Genomic DNA, 23939 nt, shown 5'->3' with positions numbered 1-23939 from the left:
TTTTTAGATCGAAGATTTATCGGTTAATAGCTCATTTAGCGGTTTAAACCCTTTAAATTAGCATGGTTTTTTGTTTGACAATTTTGGGTCATAATATTCAATAACCATCAAAAGTGGACACTGCGTGGACATTCTTGATATTAAACATATAAATATTAGCTAGTTACAAAGGAATTAAGAACACCATGCCAGTGTTACATAATCAAGTTTCAAATAAAGTATTAAAAGAAAGAATGTTGGCGGAGACTGAGCCACGGACCACGATTTCGTTTTATAAATATTTTACCATTGCTGACCCACAAGAGTTTCGTGATCGTTTGTATAAACTGTTTTTAGAGTTACAGGTTTTTGGTCGCGTATATATTGCAAAAGAAGGAATTAATGCACAAATAAGTGTGCCTTCCTCGAAGGTTGAGGCACTGCGTGCACTGATTTATAGCATCTCACCGGAGCTAGATAATTTGCGTTTAAATATCGCACTCGATGATGATGGTAAATCTTTTTGGGTATTACGCATGAAAGTTCGTGACCGCGTGGTTGCCGACGGGATCACGGATGAGAGTTTTAATCCATCAAATACAGGGCAATATCTGAAAGCTGAACAAGTTAACCAGATGTTAGACGATCCGGACGCAATATTTGTTGATATGCGTAATCACTACGAATATGAAGTTGGACATTTTGAGCAGGCAGTGGAAGTTCCATCGGATACTTTTAGAGAGCAATTGCCGATGGCTGTAGATATGCTGAGAGATCAAAAAGATAAAAAAATAGTTATGTATTGTACCGGCGGTATTCGCTGTGAAAAAGCCAGCGCTTATATGCTACATAACGGCTTTGATAATGTTTATCATGTCGAAGGTGGCGTTATCGAATATGCGCGTAAAGCCAAAGAACAAGGTTTACCTTTACGTTTTAAAGGCAAAAACTTTGTTTTTGATAATCGCATGGGGGAGCGGATCACCGAAGATGTTTTAGCACATTGTCATCAATGTGGTAGCGAATGCGACACTCATACCAATTGTAAAAATGATGGTTGTCATTTATTATTTATTCAGTGCCCAACGTGTGCCGAAAAATATGAAGGTTGCTGTAGCGTGGCTTGCCAAGAAGAATCTAAACTGACTGAAGAAGAGCAGCGTAGCCGTCGTGCTGGGCGTGAAGTTAGTAATAAAATTTTTAATAAATCGCGCCATCGTTTATCTGCAGGTTTTATCAATCCAGAAAAATAGAATAAAAACACCGTATTACTTTATGATTTAATACGGTGTCTTATTTTTACCTTAATAGTTAAATTTATTATTAATATAAATATTTAAATATATTATAAATAAAAAATAATTCGATTCTATTTTTAACAAATACTTTTGCTGTGATATGTCTTTTATGAGAATAAACGGTACTATTACTAATACCTAATCGTTTAGAAATAACATGATTAGGGATCTCATTCATCCAGCTATTAATTATACACTGTTCTTGATAACTAAATACTGATGAATTTAACTCATGGGTTAACTGAGTAATATGTTCTATTTGAGACGAATCAAAAATCAGTTTATCCAGCGTTTTTTCAATAATATTTTTAGACATTAAGAAAAAGTTATCTTTTAATAACACTGGTTTATCAGTAAAAGGATAAGGGGCGTCAATATAAATATAAAAACGCGTATTTTGAGCCACCTTAAATAAAGATTGCAACCGTGGGCAAAAATCTGAATGATGACAATAATAAGTTAAATTTACCAAGATAATTGTAGGATTGTCATTCTCTACATATGCCGTTGCATCAGTAATGTTGTTGACGCTCACAAATTTAAGAGAGTCATTTTTTGATAAATATTCGGTAATACCAAGACGTGTGTAATAACACTCATCAATGATTAATATCTTCATTTGAACATCCTTGTCCTTTAATGGAGATTACAATAAATGGAATTTGATATTACTGTCAACTAAATAAAGACAAATATATGATTTATTATTTCTATGTGTTTTAAATTAATTTAATTCTATACAATTAATTCATTGATGTTTTAGTATTTAATCTGGCTAAGCAGAAAAAGGTAGTCTGTAAATTTAATGATTTTTAGTGAGGGAACGAATATAACTAGTGTTATTAATTATATTGCAATTAATTGTAATGGGTATTCATCACTTGAATACCCATTATTTTCGCTAGTGCTTTTTATGATCTAACTCATTATATTCACTGGATTCTATCTTATCGATTCCAGCCTGCAAAATATGAATAAGTTGTTTTGCTACATCGGTAGTAAGCCACATTGTTTTATCAATAGTCGCATTCTCTGCGGCTTCAGTATGACCTGAAAGATAGTGTAAACGTAACATCATAGCATTATAGGTGTCTACGGTACTGATATCCCAACCAACAACAGGATGAGTTTGAATAACATCATCTTTTCTATCCATAAAACCTCCTAATCATACTACGTGATAATTATTAATATCGTGAACTGACTAAGAGCGAGGCACTTATAACAATAAGTGATACCAGTATAGAGAGATTTCAATAATAGAAAAGAGAAAAATTTTATCTTTTAAGGGGAACCCTAGATTAGGACAGTAAAATTAGGAGAGCAAAAGCGATAGTAGAATAGCTGGAAATTAAACAGTGTTCGGAAATGAACACGGTAATACAGGAGTTTACCGACGATAGATAAATCGATCGCCGGCAGTCAAATAATTACTCTACGTTGCTGATTGTCCAGTGAATATCTTCGGCAGCCAGGAACGGGATCAGTTGGTCATCACCGCATTGAATAGATTCTACCGCAATGGTGGATTTTTTTTCTAATTTAACTCGACCATCATTGATTGGAAGGTTATAAAATTTAGGGCCATTGAGTGAACAGAATGCTTCAAAATGATTAAGTGCATTCATTTCTTCGAACACAGTCGCATAAGCAGCCAGTGCTGTAGGTGCATTAAAAACGCCAGCACAACCACAAGAAGACTCTTTACGGTGTTTAAGATGAGGTGCAGTATCGGTACCTAAGAAAAATCGATCACAACCACTGGTAACAGCATTACGTAAAGCTTCTTGATGGATATTACGCTTAAGGATAGGTAAGCAGAATAGATGAGGACGAATTCCGCCTACTAGCATATGGTTACGATTAAACATCAGATGCTGTGGCGTTAATGTAGCGGCAATATATTTATCTCCTGCCAGCACATATTCCGCAGCTTCTTTAGTCGTGATATGTTCAAACACAATTTTAAGCTGTGGAAACTGCTTTCTGACGGGTTCCATGACCTGTTCAATAAATAATGCTTCGCGATCAAAAATATCAATATGGCTTGCGGTGACTTCACCGTGCACTAAGAGTGGCATGCCTATTTTTTCCATCGCAGCTAGTGCGGGATAAATCCTTTTAATATCAGACACACCATGAGTAGAATTAGTGGTGGCATTGGCTGGGTAAAGTTTGCAAGCCGTAAACACGCCTTGCGTGAAACCGTCAATTAGCTCCTGTGGATCGGTATTATCAGTGAGGTAACAGGTCATCAATGGCGTAAAATTTTGACCTTGAGGCACGGCTTGTAGAATACGTGCGCGGTATTCTTTGGCTGCCTGAATTGTGGTGATGGGAGATGCCAAATTAGGCATCACAATTGCTCTGCCAAAAAATTGACTGGTATAAGGAACCACTGTTTTGAGCATCTCATCATCACGAAAGTGTACATGCCAATCGTCAGGACGGCGGATGGTTAAAGTCATTGCAGGGATAGTCATAGAACCGGCTCCATTATCAGAACAATAATTATAGGTGAGCAGGGTGCTCAGGCCGGGATAGGATGATAAATTGAAATAACTAAAATAGCTATTATTCTTTATAAAGAATAATGTGATCAATGAAAATATAGAATTAGTATATTATTGGAATATTTACAGTGAAAGTAGTAATTAAGGTACGTTAGATTAGAGAGTTTTAATGAAGAAAATATAATGATGCGTTTGAAGTGGCTCCTCCAACTGGACTCGAACCAGTGACATACGGATTAACAGTCCGCCGTTCTACCAACTGAACTATGGAGGAATTGCTTCAAAGCGAGAAGGATATTAACGTTCTCAGAATGGAAAGTCAAAGGAGAAAAAGAAAAAAAAGTGTGTTTGATGGTTTTCTGTTCTTATTGATTGTTGTTTGACCAAAATTAATCAATTAGCTAAGGACAGGTAAAAAGCGGCAGATATTTTTATTAGCTGGTTAAGTTAGATAGCAATGCTAAAATACCCAGCTAATTTATGGGAGAATATACGATATGGTTAGTTTTAAAATTAATGACATAAATCTATGTTTCAAAAGTTATAAAAAAATACAGTTAAAGTTAGTACGGTGCCGTTAGTACAAATAGCTATTAGGCTAAACGACAAATAGCAAAAAGCCCGCATAAAGCGGGCTTTTCTAAATCTGGCTCCTCCAACTGGACTCGAACCAGTGACATACGGATTAACAGTCCGCCGTTCTACCAACTGAACTATGGAGGAATTACTGTGTTCCTGAGAACGAGGCGAATATTAACGATCATCGCTTGGCTTGTAAAGCATTAAAATACAAAAAAATGCCGACTGGCTAATCAATGTTCAAAAAGATGATTTTTTGTGTATTTTCCATGAGGTTAGTGCAAAAAACACTCAATAAATATTATCACTATTTTTTGATAAGTAGATCATTCAATATTTGCCAGCAACATATATAAGTTAAAAACAACCAGAGAATAAGATCATTGAATTTAATCTCATGTTCGTACTATTTGCGAAGTTATATTGAATTTAAATAACGGTTTCCAGATTACAGGGAATAGTCTTACTGATGTCGGATAGATATGATTGGCTTAGGCTGAAAGAGGAAATTATTGGCTAGTATTGGGGCAATGACTATGGCTAGAAATGTATCTAATACAATAATAAATTGCAAAAAGCCCGCATAAAGCGGGCTTTTCTAAATCTGGCTCCTCCAACTGGACTCGAACCAGTGACATACGGATTAACAGTCCGCCGTTCTACCAACTGAACTATGGAGGAATTACTGTGTTCCTAAGAACGAGGCGAATATTAACGAGTTCGATGATTGCTGTCAACGATAAAAATAACTATTTTTTTTAACTGGCTATACAGTGTCCATTGTGGTTAACTTTTATTCTATTTCATTGAAAATTGGTGATTTTTACACCATGGATACGTGAGCTTCTGGTGTTGAGATTTCGGGATAGGCGATATGATAGATATCATAAAAAGATAATCCTCCCTTTAAAGCCTGTAAACGAATTATTTCTTGTTTCATCTGAGGATTAACTTCAGAAGAAGAAAGGATTTTATCCAAGCAGCTAGCAGAAATTATTTCATCAACAAACCACTCGCCATTATAGCAGACGCGTAAATCTAACACGCCGATATCTTCAAAACGATAAATTGGTTTAATATCAAACAATAGAATACCTGCCAGTAGGATAAACAGTACCGTAAAGCCAATTAGCCATGACAGTCCAAAATAAGGTGCATATAAAATCAAAAATGCTAAAGGTATATAAGCTAATAGCATACCTAAGCAGAGAATAGGGTGATTAACGATAAACTGGCTATTAAAGTAAGGCTTCCCGGTACGATGTTCTTTGTTATTTATATTATTTAGTTCGTCGGTTAAGATTGTTTGTATGCTATCCATAATATTTTACCCATTCTTTATAGCGCAATGTGTTTATATGTAATCAGGATATCATGAGGTTTATAAATTGTTATATATCAGTTGCAATTTTTATTGTACTCGATTGTATTATGTTGATTGCTTTTTCCTCAGTCATACTTATTTAGAAGTATGATGAATGTACGGCAGAAAACGATAGATAATAGAAGCTAATATGATGATTAGTTTATTGCAACCGAATATAGAATAAGATGTTTTTTATATAAGAATGTTTATAAAAGTGACTAAGGTTAAAGTTATTCATTTTTTTTTAATATTAATAATAAAAGTAGTTGCTATTATTCTTCACTCGTGAGTTAATAAGTTACGGCCTGAAAAACAGTCCTATTTGATGTACGATTACTGAGTTTAGTGTGTTGTATAAATGTTATCCTTGATAGCTTTTGACCGCTTCCTTCTTAGTGTTTTTTCGATTAAATAGTCGACTCTGGCCAGTATCTATGCCAAACGGCAAGTTTTTTTGATGTTATATAGGAAAAGTCAAATGTCTGACAAAATGAAAGGTCAAGTTAAGTGGTTCAACGAGTCTAAAGGCTTCGGTTTCATCACTCCAGCTGATGGTAGCAAAGACGTATTCGTCCACTTCTCTGCCATTCAAACCAATGGTTTTAAAACTCTGGCAGAAGGCCAGCAAGTTGAATTTTCAATTGAAAATGGCGCTAAAGGCCCAGCAGCTGCTAACGTAACTGCTATCTAAGCTCTGCTTCGATACTAATTTCTAAAGCCCGTCACTTTTTAGTGACGGGCTTTTTCGTTATGGCTAGAATATAATTTAGTTTATAAATTTTTCTCAGGGGTAAGCCAACAATGAAAATTAATGATCGTGTTTACGTTAAAAGCGATGGAGAACATATTCGCCAAGGCACCATACTGCTGATAGAGCCGTTTAGTGAAGGTAATATGTATTTAGTTTCGTTACCTGATTATCCCGGTGGCATTTGGTTTTTTAATGAAAAAGAAGGCAAAGAGGGCATTTTTGTTACGCCAATTGATAATGAAGTTGAATAAAAATTAGTGTCTATCGACGATTTTTAGCTTTACTTATGCTAAATCCGCTCATATACTTCAAGAAATTTTGTTTTGGAGAATAATACTTGGACAGTCAGAGTTGTCATATAACAGCTTATTTTTAAGGCAAGCCAGTAATTCTCTATTGATTTAACTGCTTGCCACTCGGCGGGCAGTACCTTTCTGAATCCCAGTAAGTACTCCCTAAAATATATATTCTATCTCTAATGATGGAGCTTATCTGCTATTGGTTTATTTGCAGTAAAGTTTTATGGGACGATTGTTATGCTGTGCTATATCCATACCAGTATCCACGCCAATATCTATACCAGCCATACCTTATTTCCTCCGGGCATTGACGCATAGCCACTGAATAATTTTATTTAGTTTTTGCTGTGTGCACAATTTTGCTGCACATGATTATTAATCCATTATTGGATGGAAAAGTCATGTTATTAACTCCATATATTTTAAATCTTATTGCTGCTATGTGTTTAGGCGCATTGATTGGGGCTGAGCGCCAATGGCGTCAGCGTATGGCGGGATTACGTACTAATGCGCTGGTAGCAACAGGCGCTGCGGTATTTATTTTAAGTTCAGTAACAACCTCACCGGACAGTCCAGGACGTATTGCTGCTCAAGTTGTTTCCGGAATTGGTTTTTTAGGGGCTGGAGTAATTATGCGAGAAGGCATGAATATTCGCGGTTTGAATACCGCTGCAACACTGTGGTGTTCTGCGGGAATTGGTGTGCTATGTGGTTTAAGTCAATATGGATTAGCCACTGCCGCGACGTTAATTATTTTATGCGCCAATATCTTATTACGTGAAGCAGCACAACGAATTAATAAACAACCAGTCCAGCAAGCTATTGATATAGAGCAATGTTACAAGATCCATGTTACTTGCCATCAGAATGATGAAATTTTAGTTAGAACTTTGATATTACAAGCTTTAAATGGACTACATATTCGATTACGTTCATTAAGCAGCAAAGATATGTTACAACCAGAGCGATTAGAGGTGAGAGCTGAAGTGCTTGCGACGCCTGCCGAGCAGAAGGAAATTGAAGCCTTAGTTTGTCGAATTAGTATTGAAAAAAGCGTCAGTGCGATTAACTGGAAAATCGCATCGGAGCTTCCTGCATAGAAATTATTTGTCCCATTAACAGGAGATTTAAATGGACGATCACCCTCCATCGAGGTGTATAAACAGCGCTATCTGACTGAATTATAGATGATATTTAAAGCTATTTTTCAGTCAGAGAGTAAAGCAATGACGTTACATTATGTTGATAATGTAAAAGCCTGAGTTTGAGATTATGACTGAAAAAAAAGCTAAAGAGCGTAGCTCAGCTAAACGCACCCGCAGATCATTCATTGTGGGAGAGCAAGCGATAAAAAGTTTAGAGCAAACACTCAACGACTATCATACTAATTTGTTGGGTTTAACTGATACAGATGCACTTGATCGGTTAATTTCGACTGGCGAAAATGAGGTTGCCCATGAAAAGGTTCCTCCTGCATGGAAACAATTTTTAGCGGCATTTAATAATCCATTTATTTATGTACTAATAATCTTAGCTGCTATCAGTTTTATTACTGATTATTATATTCCCTCATTAAGTAATGAAGATATTGATTTAACTGGGGTTATTATCATTATAACTATGGTGTGCCTCAGTGGATTATTGCGTTTTTGGCAGGAATATCGGACCAATAAAGCTGCTGAAGCATTAAAATCCATGGTAAGAACAACAGCGACAGTATTACGTCGAGAGAAAAACGCAGGTAAATCAATCCGTAAAGAAATCCCAATTAAATGCTTAGTGCCGGGGGATATCGTACTATTGTCTGCAGGAGATATGATCCCTGCTGATCTACGACTGATAGATTCTCGAGATTTATTTATTAGCCAAGCTATTTTAACTGGCGAATCTATCCCGATTGAAAAATATGATACTTTGGGTGAGATCAAAGCTAAAAATACAGAACCACTATCTCATGGTCAGTCTGAGTCTGAATTACTAGAATTATCAAATATTTGTCTGATGGGAACTAATGTAACTAGTGGTACTGCTCGAGGGATCGTGGTTGCAACGGGCGCTGATACTTATTTTGGTTCATTGGCTAAATCGATTATTGGAACTCGAGCACAAACGTCATTTGATCGTGGTGTTAATAGTGTAAGTTGGTTATTAATCCGTTTTATGATGATTATGGTACCGATTGTTTTGCTAATTAATGGTTTTACTAAAGGCGATTGGTTTGAGGCAACACTATTTTCATTAGCGGTTGCTGTTGGGTTGACACCTGAAATGCTGCCGATGATTGTTAGTTCAAACTTGGCTAAAGGTGCAATTGCGATGTCTAAACATAAAGTCATCGTTAAGCGATTGAATGCTATTCAAAATTTTGGAGCTATGGATGTATTGTGTACCGATAAAACGGGAACATTAACTCAAGATCGTATTATATTAGAGCATTATCTCGACAGCTTAGGCAATGAGAATCAGACTATTTTACATCTAGCATGGTTAAATAGTTTTCATCAAAGTGGCACAAAAAATATGATGGATCAGGCGATTATTCGCCGTGGACGAGGCAAAAAAGATATTGAAGCATTATTGCCAGCATATTATAAAATTGATGAGTTACCTTTTGATTTTATTCGTCGCAGATTATCGGTTACCGTCAGTACGGGAGAAGGGAAAAACTTATTAATATGTAAAGGTGCTGCGGAAGAAATGCTATCCGTTTGCCAAACTTATTCCATGAATGGTGAATGTCGAATGCTTGATAAACAAGCTAAGATGGACATTATGGCATTAGTTAATCGTTATAATCGTGATGGGTTTAGAGTGTTATTATTAGCTACACGTCCGATGTCTAACGAGGAGATAAAATTACCGCTTACGGTAAATTCAGAACAGCATCTTGAATTACAAGGCATATTAACTTTTCTTGATCCAGCCAAAGAAAGTGCTATTTCTGCAATTGCAGCCCTACGTGAAAATGGAGTCATGGTAAAAGTCTTTACAGGAGATAATGCAGTAATTACTGAAAAAATTTGTAGTGATGTAGGTATTAATGTTGGCGTTATTCTAACTGGTTCAGAAATAGCAGATATGCCTGATGAGGAATTAAGTCAAAAAGTCGAGCAACATAGCGTTTTTTGTAAATTAACCCCATTGCAAAAATCGAGATTATTAAAATTATTACAAGCTAATGGCCATACTGTCGGTTTTTTAGGAGATGGAATAAATGATGCTCCTGCATTAAGAGATGCAGATGTGGGTATTTCAGTGGATACAGCAACGGATATTGCTAAAGAATCAGCAGATATTATTTTATTAGAAAAAGATTTAATGGTATTAGAGCAGGGGGTAATTAAAGGAAGGGAAACTTTCGGTAATATTATTAAATATCTCAATATGACGGCCAGTTCAAATTTTGGTAATGTATTTTCTGTATTAATAGCGAGTGCCTTTATTCCATTTTTACCGATGCTAGCTATTCAATTATTAGTCCAGAATTTACTATATGATATTTCTCAATTGTCATTACCATGGGATAAAATGGATAAAGAATTTTTAAAACGTCCACGTAAGTGGGATTCTAAAAATATTGGCCGCTTTATGCTATGGATTGGACCAACCTCATCTATTTTTGATATTACAACGTTTGGGTTAATGTGGTATATTTTTCAAGCTAATACTCTGGCTGGGGAATCATTATTTCAGTCAGGTTGGTTTGTTGAAGGATTATTATCTCAAACATTAGTTGTACATATGTTGAGAACTCAAAAAATACCCTTTATTCAAAGTACTGCTGCATGGCCTGTGTTATTAACGACCATAATAATCGTTACTTTAGGGATATATTTACCTTTCTCTCCATTTGGTCCATTGATTGGTTTACAGCCTTTACCATTAAGTTATTTTCCATGGTTAATATTGACATTAGTCAGCTATTGTCTAGTTGCTCAATTAATGAAACGTTATTATATAAAACGATTTAACGCCTGGTTGTAAAATACACAAAAAGCAGCGATTACGCTGCTTTTTTTTGTGTTTAATTATATTGTTTAGCTAAGTTCTTTTTTTACATTTTAGATATCGATAATAATAAAACATTTAACGATATACTTCATACAAAAAAGAGTTGTTTTTATCTATGGAGTATTTAATAGTAAATAATTATCTATAAGATTTAATAATAAATGACGACTATTTTTGATATAAAATCCGCCCTTAATTAACTAGCCTATAGTCATTGATTTATAAAGCTAATATTGTGGGGTTTTACTATATTTAAAAATAATAAAGACATTTAATTTAAATTAGAGAATTAATATTTTTGATAAATAAAAACCCATTTTTTAATAAGAGAAAAACAATGAATACTGCAGAGCTTCTTAAACAAATTTATGATATGAATTTATCCTATTTACTTTTAGCACAACAATTGATTAAAGATGAAAAATCATCAGCTATGTTTAGGTTAGGCGTTTCAGATACTATGGCCGCTACATTATCAAACTTATCTTTAAGTCAATTAATTAAACTAGCAGAAACTAACCAATTTATTTGTCAGTTACGATTTGCTAGCAATGAATTAATTGAAAAATTAACTAAAGATTCAAGAGTAGACGATTTACAGCAAATTCATACCGGTATTTTATTATCAACAACTTTACATCATGATTTATTGAAAATAAAAACAGCAAATAAAAAGCGAGCATAAAGTGGTAGTAAAAAGTATTGTTCAAGAAGCTAAAGATATCACCTTAGCAATAGATCTAATTAAGTTAGGTGCTAGATTACAAATGCTAGAGAGTGAAACACAAATAAGTCGTGGAAGGCTGATTAAATTATACAAAGAATTAAAAGGTTATCCGCCACCAAAAGGAATGTTACCTTTTTCTACAGATTGGTTTATGACTTGGGAGCATAATATTCATTCCTCGATGTTTTATAATATTTATTATTATTTAACTCATAGTGCAAAGGAAACTGGTATTGATGCAGTGATCAAATCATTCAAACTTTATTTGGAACAATGCCCTGCAGTTGAAGGTGAAGAACCTATTTTAGGTTTAACTCGTGCATGGACATTAATTCGTTTTATTGACAGCAATTTATTACAGTTATCAGCTTGCCGTTGTTGTAAAGGGCATTTTGTTACTTATGCGCATCAACCTATTAATAGCTTTATTTGTAGTTTATGTCAGCCACCGTCACGAGCGATAAAAAGACGTAAACATTCGCATAATATTGCCGATGTTGATCTACAGGTACTGAATTTCTCTTCTCAATATACGATGTAAAAAGACAGTGTACAGGAATGATGAGCATTCCCGATAATTCAGGCCTATCCCGTCATTTATGTTTTATAAGGAATGTCATGTGTTTGTATTTTTAGGCTATTTATGTGTAGTTGGTGCTGTTATTGGCGGATATACACTTGTCGGCGGACATTTAGCAGCATTATATCAGCCTGCCGAATTTTTAATTATTTTAGGTGCAGGTATTGGCGGCTTTTTGGTGGCAAATAATGGGCGGGCAATAAAAGCAACGGTCAAAATTCTCCCTAAACTTATTGCTAATTCTAATTACAATAAAGCCTTATATATGGACTTAATGGCTTTACAATTTAGAGTTATGACTAAAGTACGTATTTCTGGTGCTATATCATTAGAAAAAGAAATTGATGATCCTAAAAATAGTGAAATATTTTCACATTATCCTCGATTACTTAATGATCAAAATTTGATGACATTCTTATTAGATTATTTACGTTTAATTGTCACTGGAAATATGAATGTTCATGAAATAGAAGCATTAATGGATGAAGAAATTGATACGTTTGAACGTGAAAGTGATATTCCTGCAACGAGCTTAGCCATGTTAGGAGATTCATTACCAGCATTTGGTATTGTGGCCGCGGTTATGGGCGTTGTGCATGCGCTAGGTTCGGCGGATCAATCCGCGGTAGAATTAGGTATTCTAATTGGTAATGCAATGGTTGGAACCTTTGTCGGGATCTTATTAGCTTATGGATTTGTATCACCATTATCTAATTTAGTGCGCCAAAAAAGTCATTTACAAATAAAAATGATGGAGTGTATTAAAGTGACATTGCTGTCTTATCTTTCTGGATATGCACCACAAATAGCCGTGGAGTTTGGTCGGAAGACGTTATTTTCAGATGATAGACCTTCATTCAGTGAATTAGAAGAGCATGTCAGAAAAGTAAAAGTTTCTTCTTCTGCCAATAATTCTTAAGATTGATACCGATGAAAAATAATAAACCAACAATTATTATAAAAAAAAGGAAATCGCGCGGAGGCCATGGTGGTCATCATGGAGGCTCGTGGAAAATTGCGTATGCTGATTTTATGACCGCAATGATGTCTTTTTTTCTTGTCATGTGGATTATTTCAATTTCTAGCCCGCAAGAAATAAAAATGTTAGCCGAATACTTTCGTATACCAATTAATGCCTCAATCCATGATGGGCAACAAATGGGTGATACTGAAAATTTTATTCCTAATGAGATTAAAGGTGATTTTTATCAAACGATGGAAGATTTTTGGGCTAATAACGAAGGTGTTCCTGATGATGAAGAAGAACGTTTTCATAAATTACAGAATGATTTAGAGTCAATCATTGATATTGATCCGCGCTTAAAAGAGATGAAACAAAATCTGCTGATTGAGTTAACTGAGGATGGGCTACAGATCCAAATTACTGATGGTAAAAATAGACCGATGTTTGCTTCTGGTAGCGCATCATTAGATATTAAAATGCAGAAAACGTTGTATGCACTTGCTCCGGTCATTAACAGCTATCCTAATCGTGTAAGTATTTCTGGGCATACGGATAACCGACCTTTTTCTAATATACGTGGATTATACAGTAACTGGGAACTTTCAGCCGATCGAGCAAATACTACGCGTCGAGCGTTAATTAAGGCTGGCGTCGATGATGTAAAAATATTACAGGTAATAGGTATGGCATCGACGTTACCTATTAGCGCAGATGGTGGGGCTGCGGAAAACCGTAGAATTACGATTATTGTATTAAATAAAGAGACTGAAGAGCATATTTTAAAGCGACAAATAGCCATACAAAAAAAGAATACTATTTAATCAAAAAATTGAACCAGAAATAAAAATATACCCGGAATAGTTTAATTTGCAGGTTAATTCCTCTTTTTTACTATTTCGGGTATTAATTATCGCTGACTGATATCTTATTGAGCGCCTTCTATAGCAGCTTTCAATTGTTTCATTGTATCGATACCTTTTTGACATTCTACATCTTGCTGATCCTTCGGTAATGCAGCAATCTGTTTTTTACCTTCATTTAATTGTTCTTGCATTGCGTCTAGCTGAGCTTTCGTCCGTGGGTCTTCAGAGGCTTTAGAGATCATTAAATCGACATCATTGAAATAAGTATTACAGGTCTCAGTTGCGCCCGCAATTTGCGATTTATTTTCTTCTTCTGAACATGCGGTAATGGTCAGTGCTAATAAACCTAAACCACAAGCTAATAGTACTTTTTTCATAATGTATCCTATTTTTAAACTGTTATTTATATACTTCTATCAAGTATATAAGTGTTATGAACAGGATGAAACGTTAATAAATCCTAAATCATCTATTTATTAGGTGAAAAATAAAGCACGATATTTAAATTCTCTATTTTTATTTTTAATAACAAAAAAATGAGATTAAATAGGCTTAATTTTTTCATTAGGCTAAATTAATCCTTTAATATGTTATTTTTTGTTATCAAAACTTATTCTTAATTCTCAATAATTGAAGATGCTAATAAACCCTATTTTATGCATTTTTTCCTGTCTTTGATCTAACTGATTTATGTGATCCTTACACGCCTAATGGTTAAATTTAGTCGGTAACATAGTGATATGTCAGAAAATAGTGATGTAGAAAAAACAGAAGAACCGACCCCCCAACGGAAAGAAAAAGCACGAGATGACGGGCAAGTTTTACGCTCACGAGAGCTGAGCTCTTTTTTGATGATGTTGAGCGGTGGTGCTTTTTTTTGGATCGGAGGAGATTATCTCATTGATCAATTATGGATTGTATTAGCCGAAAATTTGGTTTTTCAACGTGAAATTTTAGTTCATTCTGATTTGTTACCGCAAAAAATTAAGCATGGTTTAGAACATACAATGAAAGGATTATTACCGATTGTAGGTGGTTTAATGATTATTGCCTTTATTGGACCTGCATTATATGGCGGTATTTCATTACCTAAAAAACCGCTTAAATTTGATTTAAAAAAATTAAATCCATTATCAGGATTAAAGCGAATGTTTAGCCAAAATATGTTGGCTGAATTATTTAAAAATATATTAAAGGTTAGTTTAGTTCTAACTGCCCTATATTTTATTATTATTTATAATTTCTCAGCGATTAATCAACTTGTTACTCGACCTTTGCAATTAGCATTATCATCTGGTTTTAGCATGGTGCTTTTAATGGTATTCATGGTTATTTTTATTACTGTCCCGATGATTGGTTTTGATGTTTATAACCAATTTAGAACGCATATGAAAAAACTACGGATGAGTAAACAAGAAATAAAAGATGAATATAAACAGAGCGAGGGTGACCCGCAAATTAAAGCCAGACTACGTCAACAACAAAAGGAAATGTCACGGCGGCGTATGATGTCAAATATTTCACAAGCTGATGTCATTGTGACCAATCCGACTCATTATGCGGTGGCATTACAATATGATCGCCAAAAAATGAAAGCGCCAAAAGTTCTGGCAAAAGGACGAGGCCTGATGGCAATAAATATTAAACAGCGAGCCGCAGAACATCAGATCCCTGTATTAGAAGCACCGTCTTTAGCGCGTGCATTATATCGGCACAGCGAAATTGATCAGGTAATCCCAACAGAGTTATATGCCGCAGTGGCTGAGGTTTTGGCCTGGATATATCAATTAAAACATTGGAAACGGCGTGGAGGATTAAAACCTCAGCAGCCTATTAATTTACCGGTGCCTCGCGCACTGGATTTTGCAGAAGAGAAAAATACACATGGTTAACCAGACCTCGCGATGGTCATTACCTGGCGCAATATCAAAAAAACGGTGGCAAATATTAGCCGGACCGGTACTTATTTTATTGATTTTATCAATGATGATCTTACCGCTCCCGCCTATTTTATTAGATTTCTTTTTTACTTTTAATATAGCGCTGTCAATTATGGTGTTATTAGTGGCTATGTTTACTAAAAGCACCTTGGAATTTGCCGCGTTTCCGACCATTTTATTATTTTCAACGTTACTGCGCCTCTCTCTAAATATTGCGTCTACTAGGATTATTTTGATGGATGGACATACTGGAGGCGGTGCAGCGGGAAAAGTTGTTGAGGCATTTGCTTCTTTTCTGGTGGGGGGAAACTTTGCTATTGGGATCATCGTTTTTATTATTCTTATTGTGATTAATTTCATGGTAATAACTAAAGGAGCAGGACGTATTGCCGAAGTTGGTGCACGTTTTGTTCTCGATGGAATGCCCGGAAAGCAGATGGCGATTGATGCTGATTTGAATGCCGGAGTCATTGATGAACATGAAGCTAAAACTCGTCGCAAGGAAGTAACCCAAGAATCTGATTTTTATGGTTCGATGGACGGCGCCAGTAAATTTGTCCGCGGTGATGCTCTGGCTGGATTACTGATTATGGCGATTAATATTATTGGTGGCTTAGTAATAGGTATGGCGCAGCACGATATGGCGGCGGGCGATGCAGCAAGTGCCTATACTCTGCTGACCATTGGTGATGGCCTAGTAGCACAGATCCCAGCATTGATTATTTCCACCGCTGCCGGAGTCATTGTAACTCGAGTTGCGACAGATCAAGATGTTGGTGAACAGATGGTAAGCCAACTATTTGATAATCCTAAAGTATTAATGCTTACTGCTGGCGTTTTAGGCATGCTAGGCTTAGTCCCGGGTATGCCGAATACTATTTTCTTACTATTTACTGCGGTACTTGGTTTTTTAGGTTGGAGACTATTTAAACGTGGACAACAATCCTCGCAAGCTGATGATTTTGAACAACCTACTCTTGAATCTGCCTATAAGCCAACAGAAGCCAGTTGGGATGATGTGCAACCTGAAGATCCTCTGGCGCTTGAAATTGGTTTTCGTCTAATATCTTTAGTTGATCAAGCCCAAGGCGGCGAATTATTAAATCGAATTGGTGGTATTCGTAAAAAATTCGCCAAAGAAATGGGGTTTTTACCTTCAGTTGTGCATATTAGTGACAGTATGTCATTGAGCCCGGAAGGTTATCGAATTTTAATTAAAGGTGCAGAAGTCGGGCGAGGTTTATCCTATCCGGGAAAATGGATGGCAATTAATCCCGGTGGTGCCGAAGCTGAGCTAGAGGGAATAGCAACGGAAGAACCCGCATTTGGTTTACCTGCTGTGTGGATTGATGAAGCTCAAAAAGAGGAAGCACAAGTCTTTGGCTATACCGTGGTCGCCGCTAGTACAGTAATAGCGACACATTTTAATCATCTGTTAAATTTACATGCCAGCGAATTATTTAGTCGCCAAGAAGCACAACAATTATTTGAGCAGATAAGTAAAACCTTGCCGAAACTGACTCAAGATTTTATGCCTGATATTATTTCGTTAACTTTATTCCATAAAGTATTGCAAAATTTATTAAATGAGCAAATTCCTATTCGCGATATGCGGACCATTATTGATACATTATCGGAATATGCACCAGAGCAGAAAGATGTTAATGAATTAACGGCGATTGTACGCGTTGCATTAAATCGGGCAATTACTCAGAAGTATTTTTCTGATAGTAAAGAATTACAATTAATAGGTTTAGGGCAGGGAATTGAAAATATGTTAATGCAGGCATTCCAATCCGGTAGCAGTATTGAACCGGGATTAGCCGAAACTTTAGAGCAGCAAGCATTAGCCGCGATGCAACAGCAGCAATTAGCCGGTTTACCAACAGTATTAGTAGTTAATCATCCATTGAGATCATTACTTTCGCGTTTTTTACGCCGTACATTGCCTCAGTTAACGGTATTATCGAGTCTCGAATTGGTGAATGATCGTCGAGTGCAAGTGACGGCACAAATCGGTAATTGAGAGTTATTTAAATTAAGATAATGGCTAAATAACTTTCGTTTTAAAAATAAATTATTAATTAGTATATAGATAATTAAATAATTATTGTCGTGATCTAACTATAAATAGCTTATTTTAAGGTAAGCTAGATTAGTCCCGTTCATTCGGATATCGCTCAGCAGATCGATAAGCGGATTAGCGGGAATTTTTTTATCAAACACAGATACTGGTTGTTTTTTGCTCAATAATGGATAGGCTGCATGGGGATGCTGTTACAGTAAGTTATCCACAGCCCTTTCGAGGAATTATCCACAGAAATTGTGAGCTATTTCTTTTGAGCAAGGATTTTAGGCGGATGTATAGGAAAAGCTAAAGCAATCGATTGTCTGAGATGATATTTACCTACGATACGGATAAATGGTATCTAGTAGCCATCATTAGAATTTAGAAAAGTGAATAATATCAATAGATAATAAAGTTTTCTCTTGTTGTCAGCTAATAAGTTAGGTTACGTTTTATTAAACAAGTCAATGACCACTTATATAATATAAGCGGCTATTGAGTGTATATTTTAATTTTTAGCTAAATTTATGGATTAATTATTACTGAATTATTTAATAAATAAGATGAGTTATACTTTAGATTCATAACGTTTGTGGATAAGTGGTTGAGTATAACCTTGTTCACCATAATATTCAGGCAAATAATGAGGAGCTAAAAAATCAAGTTTATATTGATTAAGCATCATTCTAGCTTCGAGTAATAGGCCATTATGATGATTTGTTGTTTGTAATCGAGTTAATTTATTTTGTAGCTGCTGTTTGATTATCGTTTCTTTGCTGCTTGAATCCGTAGGAATTAATTGAGCTTGTTTTAAACGATATTGAATAGTTTCTATCAGACGACGTTTTTTTTCAGCAATAGATTGCAGTGAACTGGGGGTTAAATGCGCTTGCGAGAGAAGTGTGTTTTCTTGCAATAATACCGCCTCTAATTGCCCCAGATCTTCGGTGAGTGATTGGTGAAACGAAAGAAAATCATTATTCATCGATTTATTTATTTATTTATTTATTTTAAGATCTAAAATAGTTTGATTAATTAATTTATCTGCAATTTTTTCTGCTTGGATAGTAAAACTGCCATTATTAATCGCCTGCTTAATACGCTCTATTTTTTGTTGATTAATATCTTGTGAATCTTGCTGTAAGTGACGTGCATCCTCAGTAATAAAAACCGAGTTTTCTTGTTTGAGGTTTTTCACTTCAGGCTGAAATTCGCGTACGGTCGCGACTTTATTGCGTTGCTCATCAGGCTGATAGCTTTTGATAGATGACGCTGAGGTCAGTGAGTTTGTTTTGTTAATTGTCATAGTAATATCCCTGTTATCATATGATATAAATTGCTACATCTAGATTAACGGCAGAGAAAATCTAAACTTTAGTCTAGCAGGGATAAAATAGTTGCCATGCCCTGATGGCTAGCTATAGCGGTGATTATACGGCCGTTATTCATACGAACCCTTACGCTTTGTCCTGTGGTCGCATTATTTAGCGCTTGTCCTGTCGCATTAATTTGAAATTGTTGGCCTGATGTACTTACGGTGATGGTTTGTCCTGCTTGAATAAGCCAAGGTTTTCTGAGCATGGTATGCGTTATTGGGCTATCTTGGGATAATGAGTATAAGCTTACCTGGCCATCCCAAGCCGATTTTTGGCGTATGACCCCGCTGGGTAATCGATTGATTAATCCTCTTTTTTTGGTCAGCATCGTGATTTTTAACACGCTATTCTTCGCCACTTTCTGTTTAGTTACCCAATATCCCCCTGTGACTTGTACTTCAATTTGAAGATAATATTTTTTTTCATTACAGCGAACAGGTAAAGTTAATTTTCCCCAAGGTATTTTATAGAAAGTGCGTTCTATAAAAAATCTATTGCAGTGGTTAGGAAATCCCTGTGAATTATTGATATGAATCTTAACTGAATCTTGCGCTAGATTTAATTGTTCAAAATATTCGGTAGCTAAATCTTTCAGCGAGTTATTTTTTAAATAATCGCTGTTTAACACACTTTCTTGGGCATAAATATCTGTGGTTAAAACCAGCAAACAAAATGAGACTAATTTAATCAATATTCTCTCCGAGAGCTTATTTTTTCATGATATTTATCATATTAAAGTTTACGTTTTTTTCTTTTTCTAAATAGTGATAAATAAGCCCAATTATCATTCTTTTTCTATCATTTACTATTTTTTATTCGCGCTAAGCTAACGCCAAATTAAATTCAACTCATCTAAGAGCTGGTTATGCTGCACTATTATTTTACTATCATTTTACTATCAAATAGTTCGGAACAAATAGTTCAGAGCAAATAGTTTGAAGCAAATAGCCCAGATAGTGAGCCCTTAGAAAATATAACAAACATTATTTTTGCTGACTTCTTAATCTATGAGTCAGGTTAAATATATGTAAGGAAGATGATGCTCGATAAACTCGATGGGATGCTTGGTTTTCAGCAACGAGCTGTTGCATTAAGGCATCAACGCCAAACTATATTGGCAGCCAATATTGCTAATGCGGATACGCCTGGTTATCAGGCGCGCGATATTAATTTTAGTCAACAGTTACAAAATAAACTGCAGGCTGGTGCCGCTAAATCGCTGACGTTAGCGGTGACTTCGTCTCAGCATTTAGCCTCGGCACCGATGTCACCATTAGAAATGGATTTGCTGTATCGCGTGCCTTATCAAGCTTCTTTAGACGGCAATACCGTGGAAATGGATATTGAAAAAAGTAATTTCGCAGATAACACACTGAAATATCAGGCAAGTTTTACTATGCTTAATGGTCAAGTTAAAAAAATGTTAGCGGTTTTACAATAGGATAAAATGATGGCTTTATTATCAATTCTCGATATTAGTAGTTCGGCTTTAGTGGCGCAATCTCAACGCTTAAATATTAGCGCAAGTAATATGGCGAATGCCGAGAGTGTTGCCGATATGAACGGCAATCCTTATCAGGCCAGACAAGCAGTTTTTCAAGTTAAGCCTGATTATCAGGGCCATATTGGTGGTGTCGAAGTTAAACAGATTATCCGTGATGCTTCACCTTTTCGATTGGAATATCAGCCGGGACATCCATTTGCAGATGCTAATGGCTACTTACGCAAATCTAACGTTGATGTCGCGGCCGAAATGATTAATACCATATCTGCCTCCAGAAGTTATCAAGCCAATATTGAAGTGATGAACACGTCTAAATCGTTATTGCAAAAAACGTTAACGTTGGGGCAATAAGGGAAAAATATGGGATTTGCTGCAAGTATTAATGAAGTACGAAGCAATGGGCATATTGGCGAGTCAACTCAAAATAATAAAGCCGTAAAAGAAGAATCTCTTGAGCAGAATTTTCTCAATATGTTATTGACCCAATTAAAAAACCAAGACCCCACTAATCCTATGCAAAATCATGAGATGACCTCTCAGATTGCGCAAATTAAAACGGTTCAGGGCATTGAAAGTTTAAATCAGACAGTTAATAACTTAGCCGGAAAAATAGAGTCGAAAAAGTATTTGGATGCTATCGCCTTAAAAGACAAAGACGTAATGTTTAGAGGAAACAGTATCACCTTAGGGCAGATGACTGCCGAGGGTCGAGACAATACTCTATCTCAGCCTTTTGGTTTCGAACTGTTTTCTCCCGCCCAACAGATTATGCTCACTATTGAAGATAAACAAGGAAATGTAGTTCAGCATATTGAAGAAGACCTTCCTATGAGCGCAGGTGTTTATCATTATCGCTGGAATGGCCAAGGACTTGATGGCAGCGTACATCCACCGGGTAAATATACTTTTTCAATTACGGCTAAAAATGAAAATGGCGTCATTGCAACGGTTCCATTAATGCATGGCAGAGTCAGTTCCGTCAGTAATAACGCGCAGGGCACACAATTAGCCGTGGGCTTTAATAAAACTATCTCATTGGATGAAGTCCGAGAGATCTTATAACTGAATATTAACATAAGGAAAATGTATGGCTTTTTCTCAGGCAATTAGTGGATTAAATGCGGCGTCCAGCCATTTAGATGTGATTGGTAATAATATTGCCAACTCAGGGACTTTTGGCTTTAAAAGTGGTTCTGCTACTTTTGCCGATATGATGGCCGGTTCAGGGGCTGGGCTTGGGGTTAAATTGGCAGGTATTGGGCAAAATTTTAACGACGGTATAGTTACTGGAACCGGTAAACCGACTGATTTGGCTATTTCAGGTAACGGCTTTTTCCGTATGGAACACTCGAATGGGAATGTATTTTATTCGCGTAATGGACAATTGACCAAAGATACTGCTGGTTATTTAACCAATGTTCAAGGCTTGAGACTCTCTGGGTATCCGGCGACAGAAATAAACGGCGTGATGACGTTACAAAAAGGAGCTGCGCCCACTGCGATTAAGATCCCAGCAGAGATGATGAATGCGAAAGCCACGGATAAAATTGCGCTATCTGTAAATTTAAATTCCAGTGAAACCGCAATTGATAATAGCGCAATACCTTTTAGTACCGCAAATACTGACAGCTATAACTATTCTACACCGATGACGACTTATGACAGCTTGGGCAATAAGCGCGATCTACAAGCTTATTTTGCACGTCGTCCAGCGACAGCCGCGAGTAGTGAAACTAAGTGGAATGTTTATGTGGTTGATCCCGCTAGCAGCGCAGCACCGACAGCCAGCGAATTATATTTTAATCAGCAAGGCAGATTAGTTAGCGGCAAGCCAAGTTCCATGGATTTCACTTTGGAAGGTAATAATGGCTCTGCAACTAATCAAATTAATATTAATTTTGCTAATACGGTGCAGCAACGGGTTAATGCTTCCAATGTTAATAGTTGCACGCCAAACGGTTACTTAGCCGGTCAATTTAACTCTTTTGCTATTGAGCCGGACGGCAGCATCGTAGCGAAATATTCTAATTCAGAAAAACAGATTTTGGGGCAAGTTGTATTGGCTAATTTTGCTAACCCGAATGGATTGGAATCTAAAGGTGAGAATGTCTGGTCTGAAACCGGTGTTTCTGGCGGCCCGTTGATTGGTTCGGCGGGAACGGGATCACTGGGTAGTTTGACCTCAAGCGCTTTGGAAGCGTCGAACGTAGATATGGGCAAAGAGTTAGTAACTATGATAGTGGCTCAACGTAATTATCAATCGAACGCGCAAACTATTAAAACCCAAGACCAAATGTTACAGACCTTAGTCAGTCTGCGTTAATCAGGTAGGTAATTGATGGATCGTGTAATTTATACCGCGATGGGCGGTGTACAGCAGGCATTATCTGCTCAAGCTATTGTGGGTAATAATTTAGCCAATGTCTCAACGAATGGATTTAAAGCGCAATTAGCTGCCGCGCGTACGGTTGAAGTCACCGATCCTCACGGGCAAGCCACGCGAATGTTTCCATTAAGTTCGACACCGGGCAGCGATAATCGCGCGGGGCCGATTAATTTTACTGCGCGCTCATTAGATGTTGCGCTCAGTGATGGAGGTTATTTACTAGTACAACTTGAAAATGGCCAGCAAGCGTTAACCCGCAATGGCAATATTCAAGTCTCCGCTGAGGGGCAACTGACCATTAATGGTCGCCCGGTGATGGGGGGGGTGCTGAAATTCAAACACCGCCAAATGCGCAATTATCCATTGCGTCGGATGGCACAATAACCGGTTTTTTACCCACTGAGCCGCCAACAAAACTAACTCAGATTGGCAAGTTGCGTTTAGTAACTGCGAATTCTGAAGATTTGGTACGTAGTGATCAGGGGCTATTTACACTGTCACCGGCAGCGTTAGCCCGAGGTGCACAGATTGAAGACAGCAATAAAATCAAACTGGTAAGTGGCGCATTAGAAGGCAGTAATGTAAATGCGGCTGAAGCTATGGTTGCCATGATAAGTAATGCACGGGCATTTGAGATGCAAATGAAAGTAATTAATAGCGCAAATGAAAACGCACAGCGTAGCCATCAATTATTATCAATAAACTAATTACTACAAGCAAATTATAGCGTTAATT

At 36.5% G+C, this 23939-nt stretch carries 23 protein-coding genes, 3 tRNA genes and 1 pseudogene; 16 read left to right on the top strand and 11 right to left on the bottom strand.

Features of this window, described 5'->3' with window-relative positions; genetic code table 11:
- Window positions 1-185: 185 nt before the first annotated feature.
- Window positions 186-1232, top strand: coding sequence for an oxygen-dependent tRNA uridine(34) hydroxylase TrhO (gene trhO, locus M992_RS11780; protein ID WP_053908767.1), 1047 nt, complete (start codon window positions 186-188; stop codon window positions 1230-1232).
- 70 nt (window positions 1233-1302) lie between these two features.
- Here the strand turns inward: trhO and M992_RS11775 are convergent, their stop codons facing one another.
- The 7 genes from M992_RS11775 to M992_RS11745 form a co-directional block, all read right to left on the bottom strand.
- Complete coding sequence (locus tag M992_RS11775; protein WP_047256811.1) at window positions 1303-1896, bottom strand: LuxR C-terminal-related transcriptional regulator; 594 nt, start codon at window positions 1894-1896, stop codon at window positions 1303-1305.
- A 282-nt stretch (window positions 1897-2178) separates the two neighbouring features.
- On the bottom strand, window positions 2179-2433 hold the full coding sequence (bssS, locus tag M992_RS11770; protein ID WP_053908766.1) for a biofilm formation regulator BssS: 255 nt from the start codon (window positions 2431-2433) through the stop codon (window positions 2179-2181).
- A gap of 274 nt (window positions 2434-2707) precedes the next feature.
- The gene (gene pyrC / locus M992_RS11765) at window positions 2708-3760 is read right to left on the bottom strand and encodes a dihydroorotase (RefSeq protein WP_053908765.1); all 1053 of its coding nucleotides are present in this window, start codon (window positions 3758-3760) and stop codon (window positions 2708-2710) included.
- A 228-nt stretch (window positions 3761-3988) separates the two neighbouring features.
- Window positions 3989-4064: transfer RNA gene (locus M992_RS11760), tRNA-Asn, on the bottom strand.
- A 373-nt stretch (window positions 4065-4437) separates the two neighbouring features.
- Window positions 4438-4513: transfer RNA gene (locus tag M992_RS11755), tRNA-Asn, on the bottom strand.
- 461 nt (window positions 4514-4974) lie between these two features.
- Window positions 4975-5050, bottom strand: a tRNA-Asn gene (locus M992_RS11750).
- Between the two features lie 142 nt (window positions 5051-5192).
- Window positions 5193-5690 carry a YlaC family protein gene (locus tag M992_RS11745; RefSeq protein ID WP_053908764.1) on the bottom strand — a complete coding sequence of 166 codons (498 nt, stop codon included), beginning with the start codon at window positions 5688-5690 and terminating at the stop codon, window positions 5193-5195.
- A 523-nt stretch (window positions 5691-6213) separates the two neighbouring features.
- Here M992_RS11745 and cspE point away from each other — a divergent pair.
- From cspE to motB, 8 genes are all read left to right on the top strand, one after another.
- Window positions 6214-6426 carry a transcription antiterminator/RNA stability regulator CspE gene (gene cspE, locus M992_RS11740; RefSeq protein ID WP_047256815.1) on the top strand — a complete coding sequence of 71 codons (213 nt, stop codon included), beginning with the start codon at window positions 6214-6216 and terminating at the stop codon, window positions 6424-6426.
- A gap of 110 nt (window positions 6427-6536) precedes the next feature.
- Window positions 6537-6737 carry a protein DsrB gene (dsrB, locus tag M992_RS11735; protein ID WP_053908763.1) on the top strand — a complete coding sequence of 67 codons (201 nt, stop codon included), beginning with the start codon at window positions 6537-6539 and terminating at the stop codon, window positions 6735-6737.
- Between the two features lie 449 nt (window positions 6738-7186).
- Window positions 7187-7885, top strand: coding sequence for an MgtC family protein (locus tag M992_RS11730; RefSeq protein ID WP_053908762.1), 699 nt, complete (start codon window positions 7187-7189; stop codon window positions 7883-7885).
- A gap of 172 nt (window positions 7886-8057) precedes the next feature.
- The gene (gene mgtA / locus M992_RS11725; protein ID WP_053908761.1) at window positions 8058-10769 is read left to right on the top strand and encodes a magnesium-translocating P-type ATPase; all 2712 of its coding nucleotides are present in this window, start codon (window positions 8058-8060) and stop codon (window positions 10767-10769) included.
- A 364-nt stretch (window positions 10770-11133) separates the two neighbouring features.
- Window positions 11134-11481: a flagellar transcriptional regulator FlhD gene (flhD, locus tag M992_RS11720; RefSeq protein ID WP_047256566.1), complete on the top strand. Its 348-nt coding sequence runs from the start codon at window positions 11134-11136 to the stop codon at window positions 11479-11481.
- A gap of 1 nt (window position 11482) precedes the next feature.
- Window positions 11483-12064, top strand: a complete 582-nt coding sequence (gene flhC, locus M992_RS11715) for a flagellar transcriptional regulator FlhC (protein ID WP_047256567.1) — start codon at window positions 11483-11485, stop codon at window positions 12062-12064.
- A 79-nt stretch (window positions 12065-12143) separates the two neighbouring features.
- Window positions 12144-13022 carry a flagellar motor stator protein MotA gene (gene motA / locus M992_RS11710; RefSeq protein ID WP_053908760.1) on the top strand — a complete coding sequence of 293 codons (879 nt, stop codon included), beginning with the start codon at window positions 12144-12146 and terminating at the stop codon, window positions 13020-13022.
- Between the two features lie 11 nt (window positions 13023-13033).
- Complete coding sequence (motB, locus tag M992_RS11705; RefSeq protein WP_053908759.1) at window positions 13034-13888, top strand: flagellar motor protein MotB; 855 nt, start codon at window positions 13034-13036, stop codon at window positions 13886-13888.
- A gap of 104 nt (window positions 13889-13992) precedes the next feature.
- Here motB and M992_RS11700 read toward each other — a convergent pair whose 3' ends face one another.
- Window positions 13993-14307, bottom strand: coding sequence for a DUF5339 domain-containing protein (locus M992_RS11700; RefSeq protein ID WP_053908758.1), 315 nt, complete (start codon window positions 14305-14307; stop codon window positions 13993-13995).
- A gap of 363 nt (window positions 14308-14670) precedes the next feature.
- On the opposite strand from M992_RS11700, the gene flhB reads away from it, so the two are divergent.
- Entirely contained in the window at window positions 14671-15822 is a 1152-nt protein-coding gene (flhB, locus tag M992_RS11695) for a flagellar biosynthesis protein FlhB (protein WP_053908757.1), read from the top strand.
- Window positions 15815-17896, top strand: a complete 2082-nt coding sequence (gene flhA / locus M992_RS11690; protein WP_053908756.1) for a flagellar biosynthesis protein FlhA — start codon at window positions 15815-15817, stop codon at window positions 17894-17896. Before flhB ends, flhA begins: the two co-directional genes overlap by 8 nt.
- A 610-nt stretch (window positions 17897-18506) precedes the next feature.
- Here flhA and M992_RS11685 read toward each other — a convergent pair.
- From M992_RS11685 to flgA, 3 genes are all read right to left on the bottom strand, one after another.
- A complete protein-coding gene (locus M992_RS11685) occupies window positions 18507-18923 on the bottom strand; it encodes a hypothetical protein (protein WP_047256572.1) in 417 nt (138 codons plus the stop codon).
- Window positions 18924-18935: 12 nt separating this feature from the next.
- Entirely contained in the window at window positions 18936-19244 is a 309-nt protein-coding gene (flgM, locus tag M992_RS11680) for a flagellar biosynthesis anti-sigma factor FlgM (RefSeq protein WP_047256573.1), read from the bottom strand.
- A 68-nt stretch (window positions 19245-19312) separates the two neighbouring features.
- Window positions 19313-20005, bottom strand: a complete 693-nt coding sequence (gene flgA / locus M992_RS11675; RefSeq protein WP_053908755.1) for a flagellar basal body P-ring formation chaperone FlgA — start codon at window positions 20003-20005, stop codon at window positions 19313-19315.
- Window positions 20006-20353: 348 nt separating this feature from the next.
- Between flgA and flgB the strand changes: the two genes are divergently transcribed.
- The 5 genes and pseudogenes from flgB (at window position 20354) to M992_RS11650 (ending at window position 23911) form a co-directional block, all read left to right on the top strand.
- Complete coding sequence (flgB, locus tag M992_RS11670) at window positions 20354-20755, top strand: flagellar basal body rod protein FlgB (RefSeq protein ID WP_053908754.1); 402 nt, start codon at window positions 20354-20356, stop codon at window positions 20753-20755.
- A gap of 9 nt (window positions 20756-20764) precedes the next feature.
- A complete protein-coding gene (gene flgC / locus M992_RS11665) occupies window positions 20765-21169 on the top strand; it encodes a flagellar basal body rod protein FlgC (RefSeq protein ID WP_053908753.1) in 405 nt (134 codons plus the stop codon).
- Between the two features lie 9 nt (window positions 21170-21178).
- Entirely contained in the window at window positions 21179-21880 is a 702-nt protein-coding gene (locus tag M992_RS11660; RefSeq protein WP_053908752.1) for a flagellar hook assembly protein FlgD, read from the top strand.
- A 25-nt stretch (window positions 21881-21905) separates the two neighbouring features.
- Window positions 21906-23141, top strand: coding sequence for a flagellar hook protein FlgE (gene flgE, locus M992_RS11655; protein ID WP_053908751.1), 1236 nt, complete (start codon window positions 21906-21908; stop codon window positions 23139-23141).
- A gap of 15 nt (window positions 23142-23156) precedes the next feature.
- Window positions 23157-23911: pseudogene (locus tag M992_RS11650) on the top strand (flagellar basal body rod protein FlgF).
- Window positions 23912-23939: the final 28 nt, after the last annotated feature.

This window comes from Moellerella wisconsensis ATCC 35017, assembly GCF_001294465.1.
GTDB lineage: Bacteria > Pseudomonadota > Gammaproteobacteria > Enterobacterales > Enterobacteriaceae > Moellerella > Moellerella wisconsensis.
This window is presented reverse-complemented; position numbering and strand designations above follow the sequence as displayed.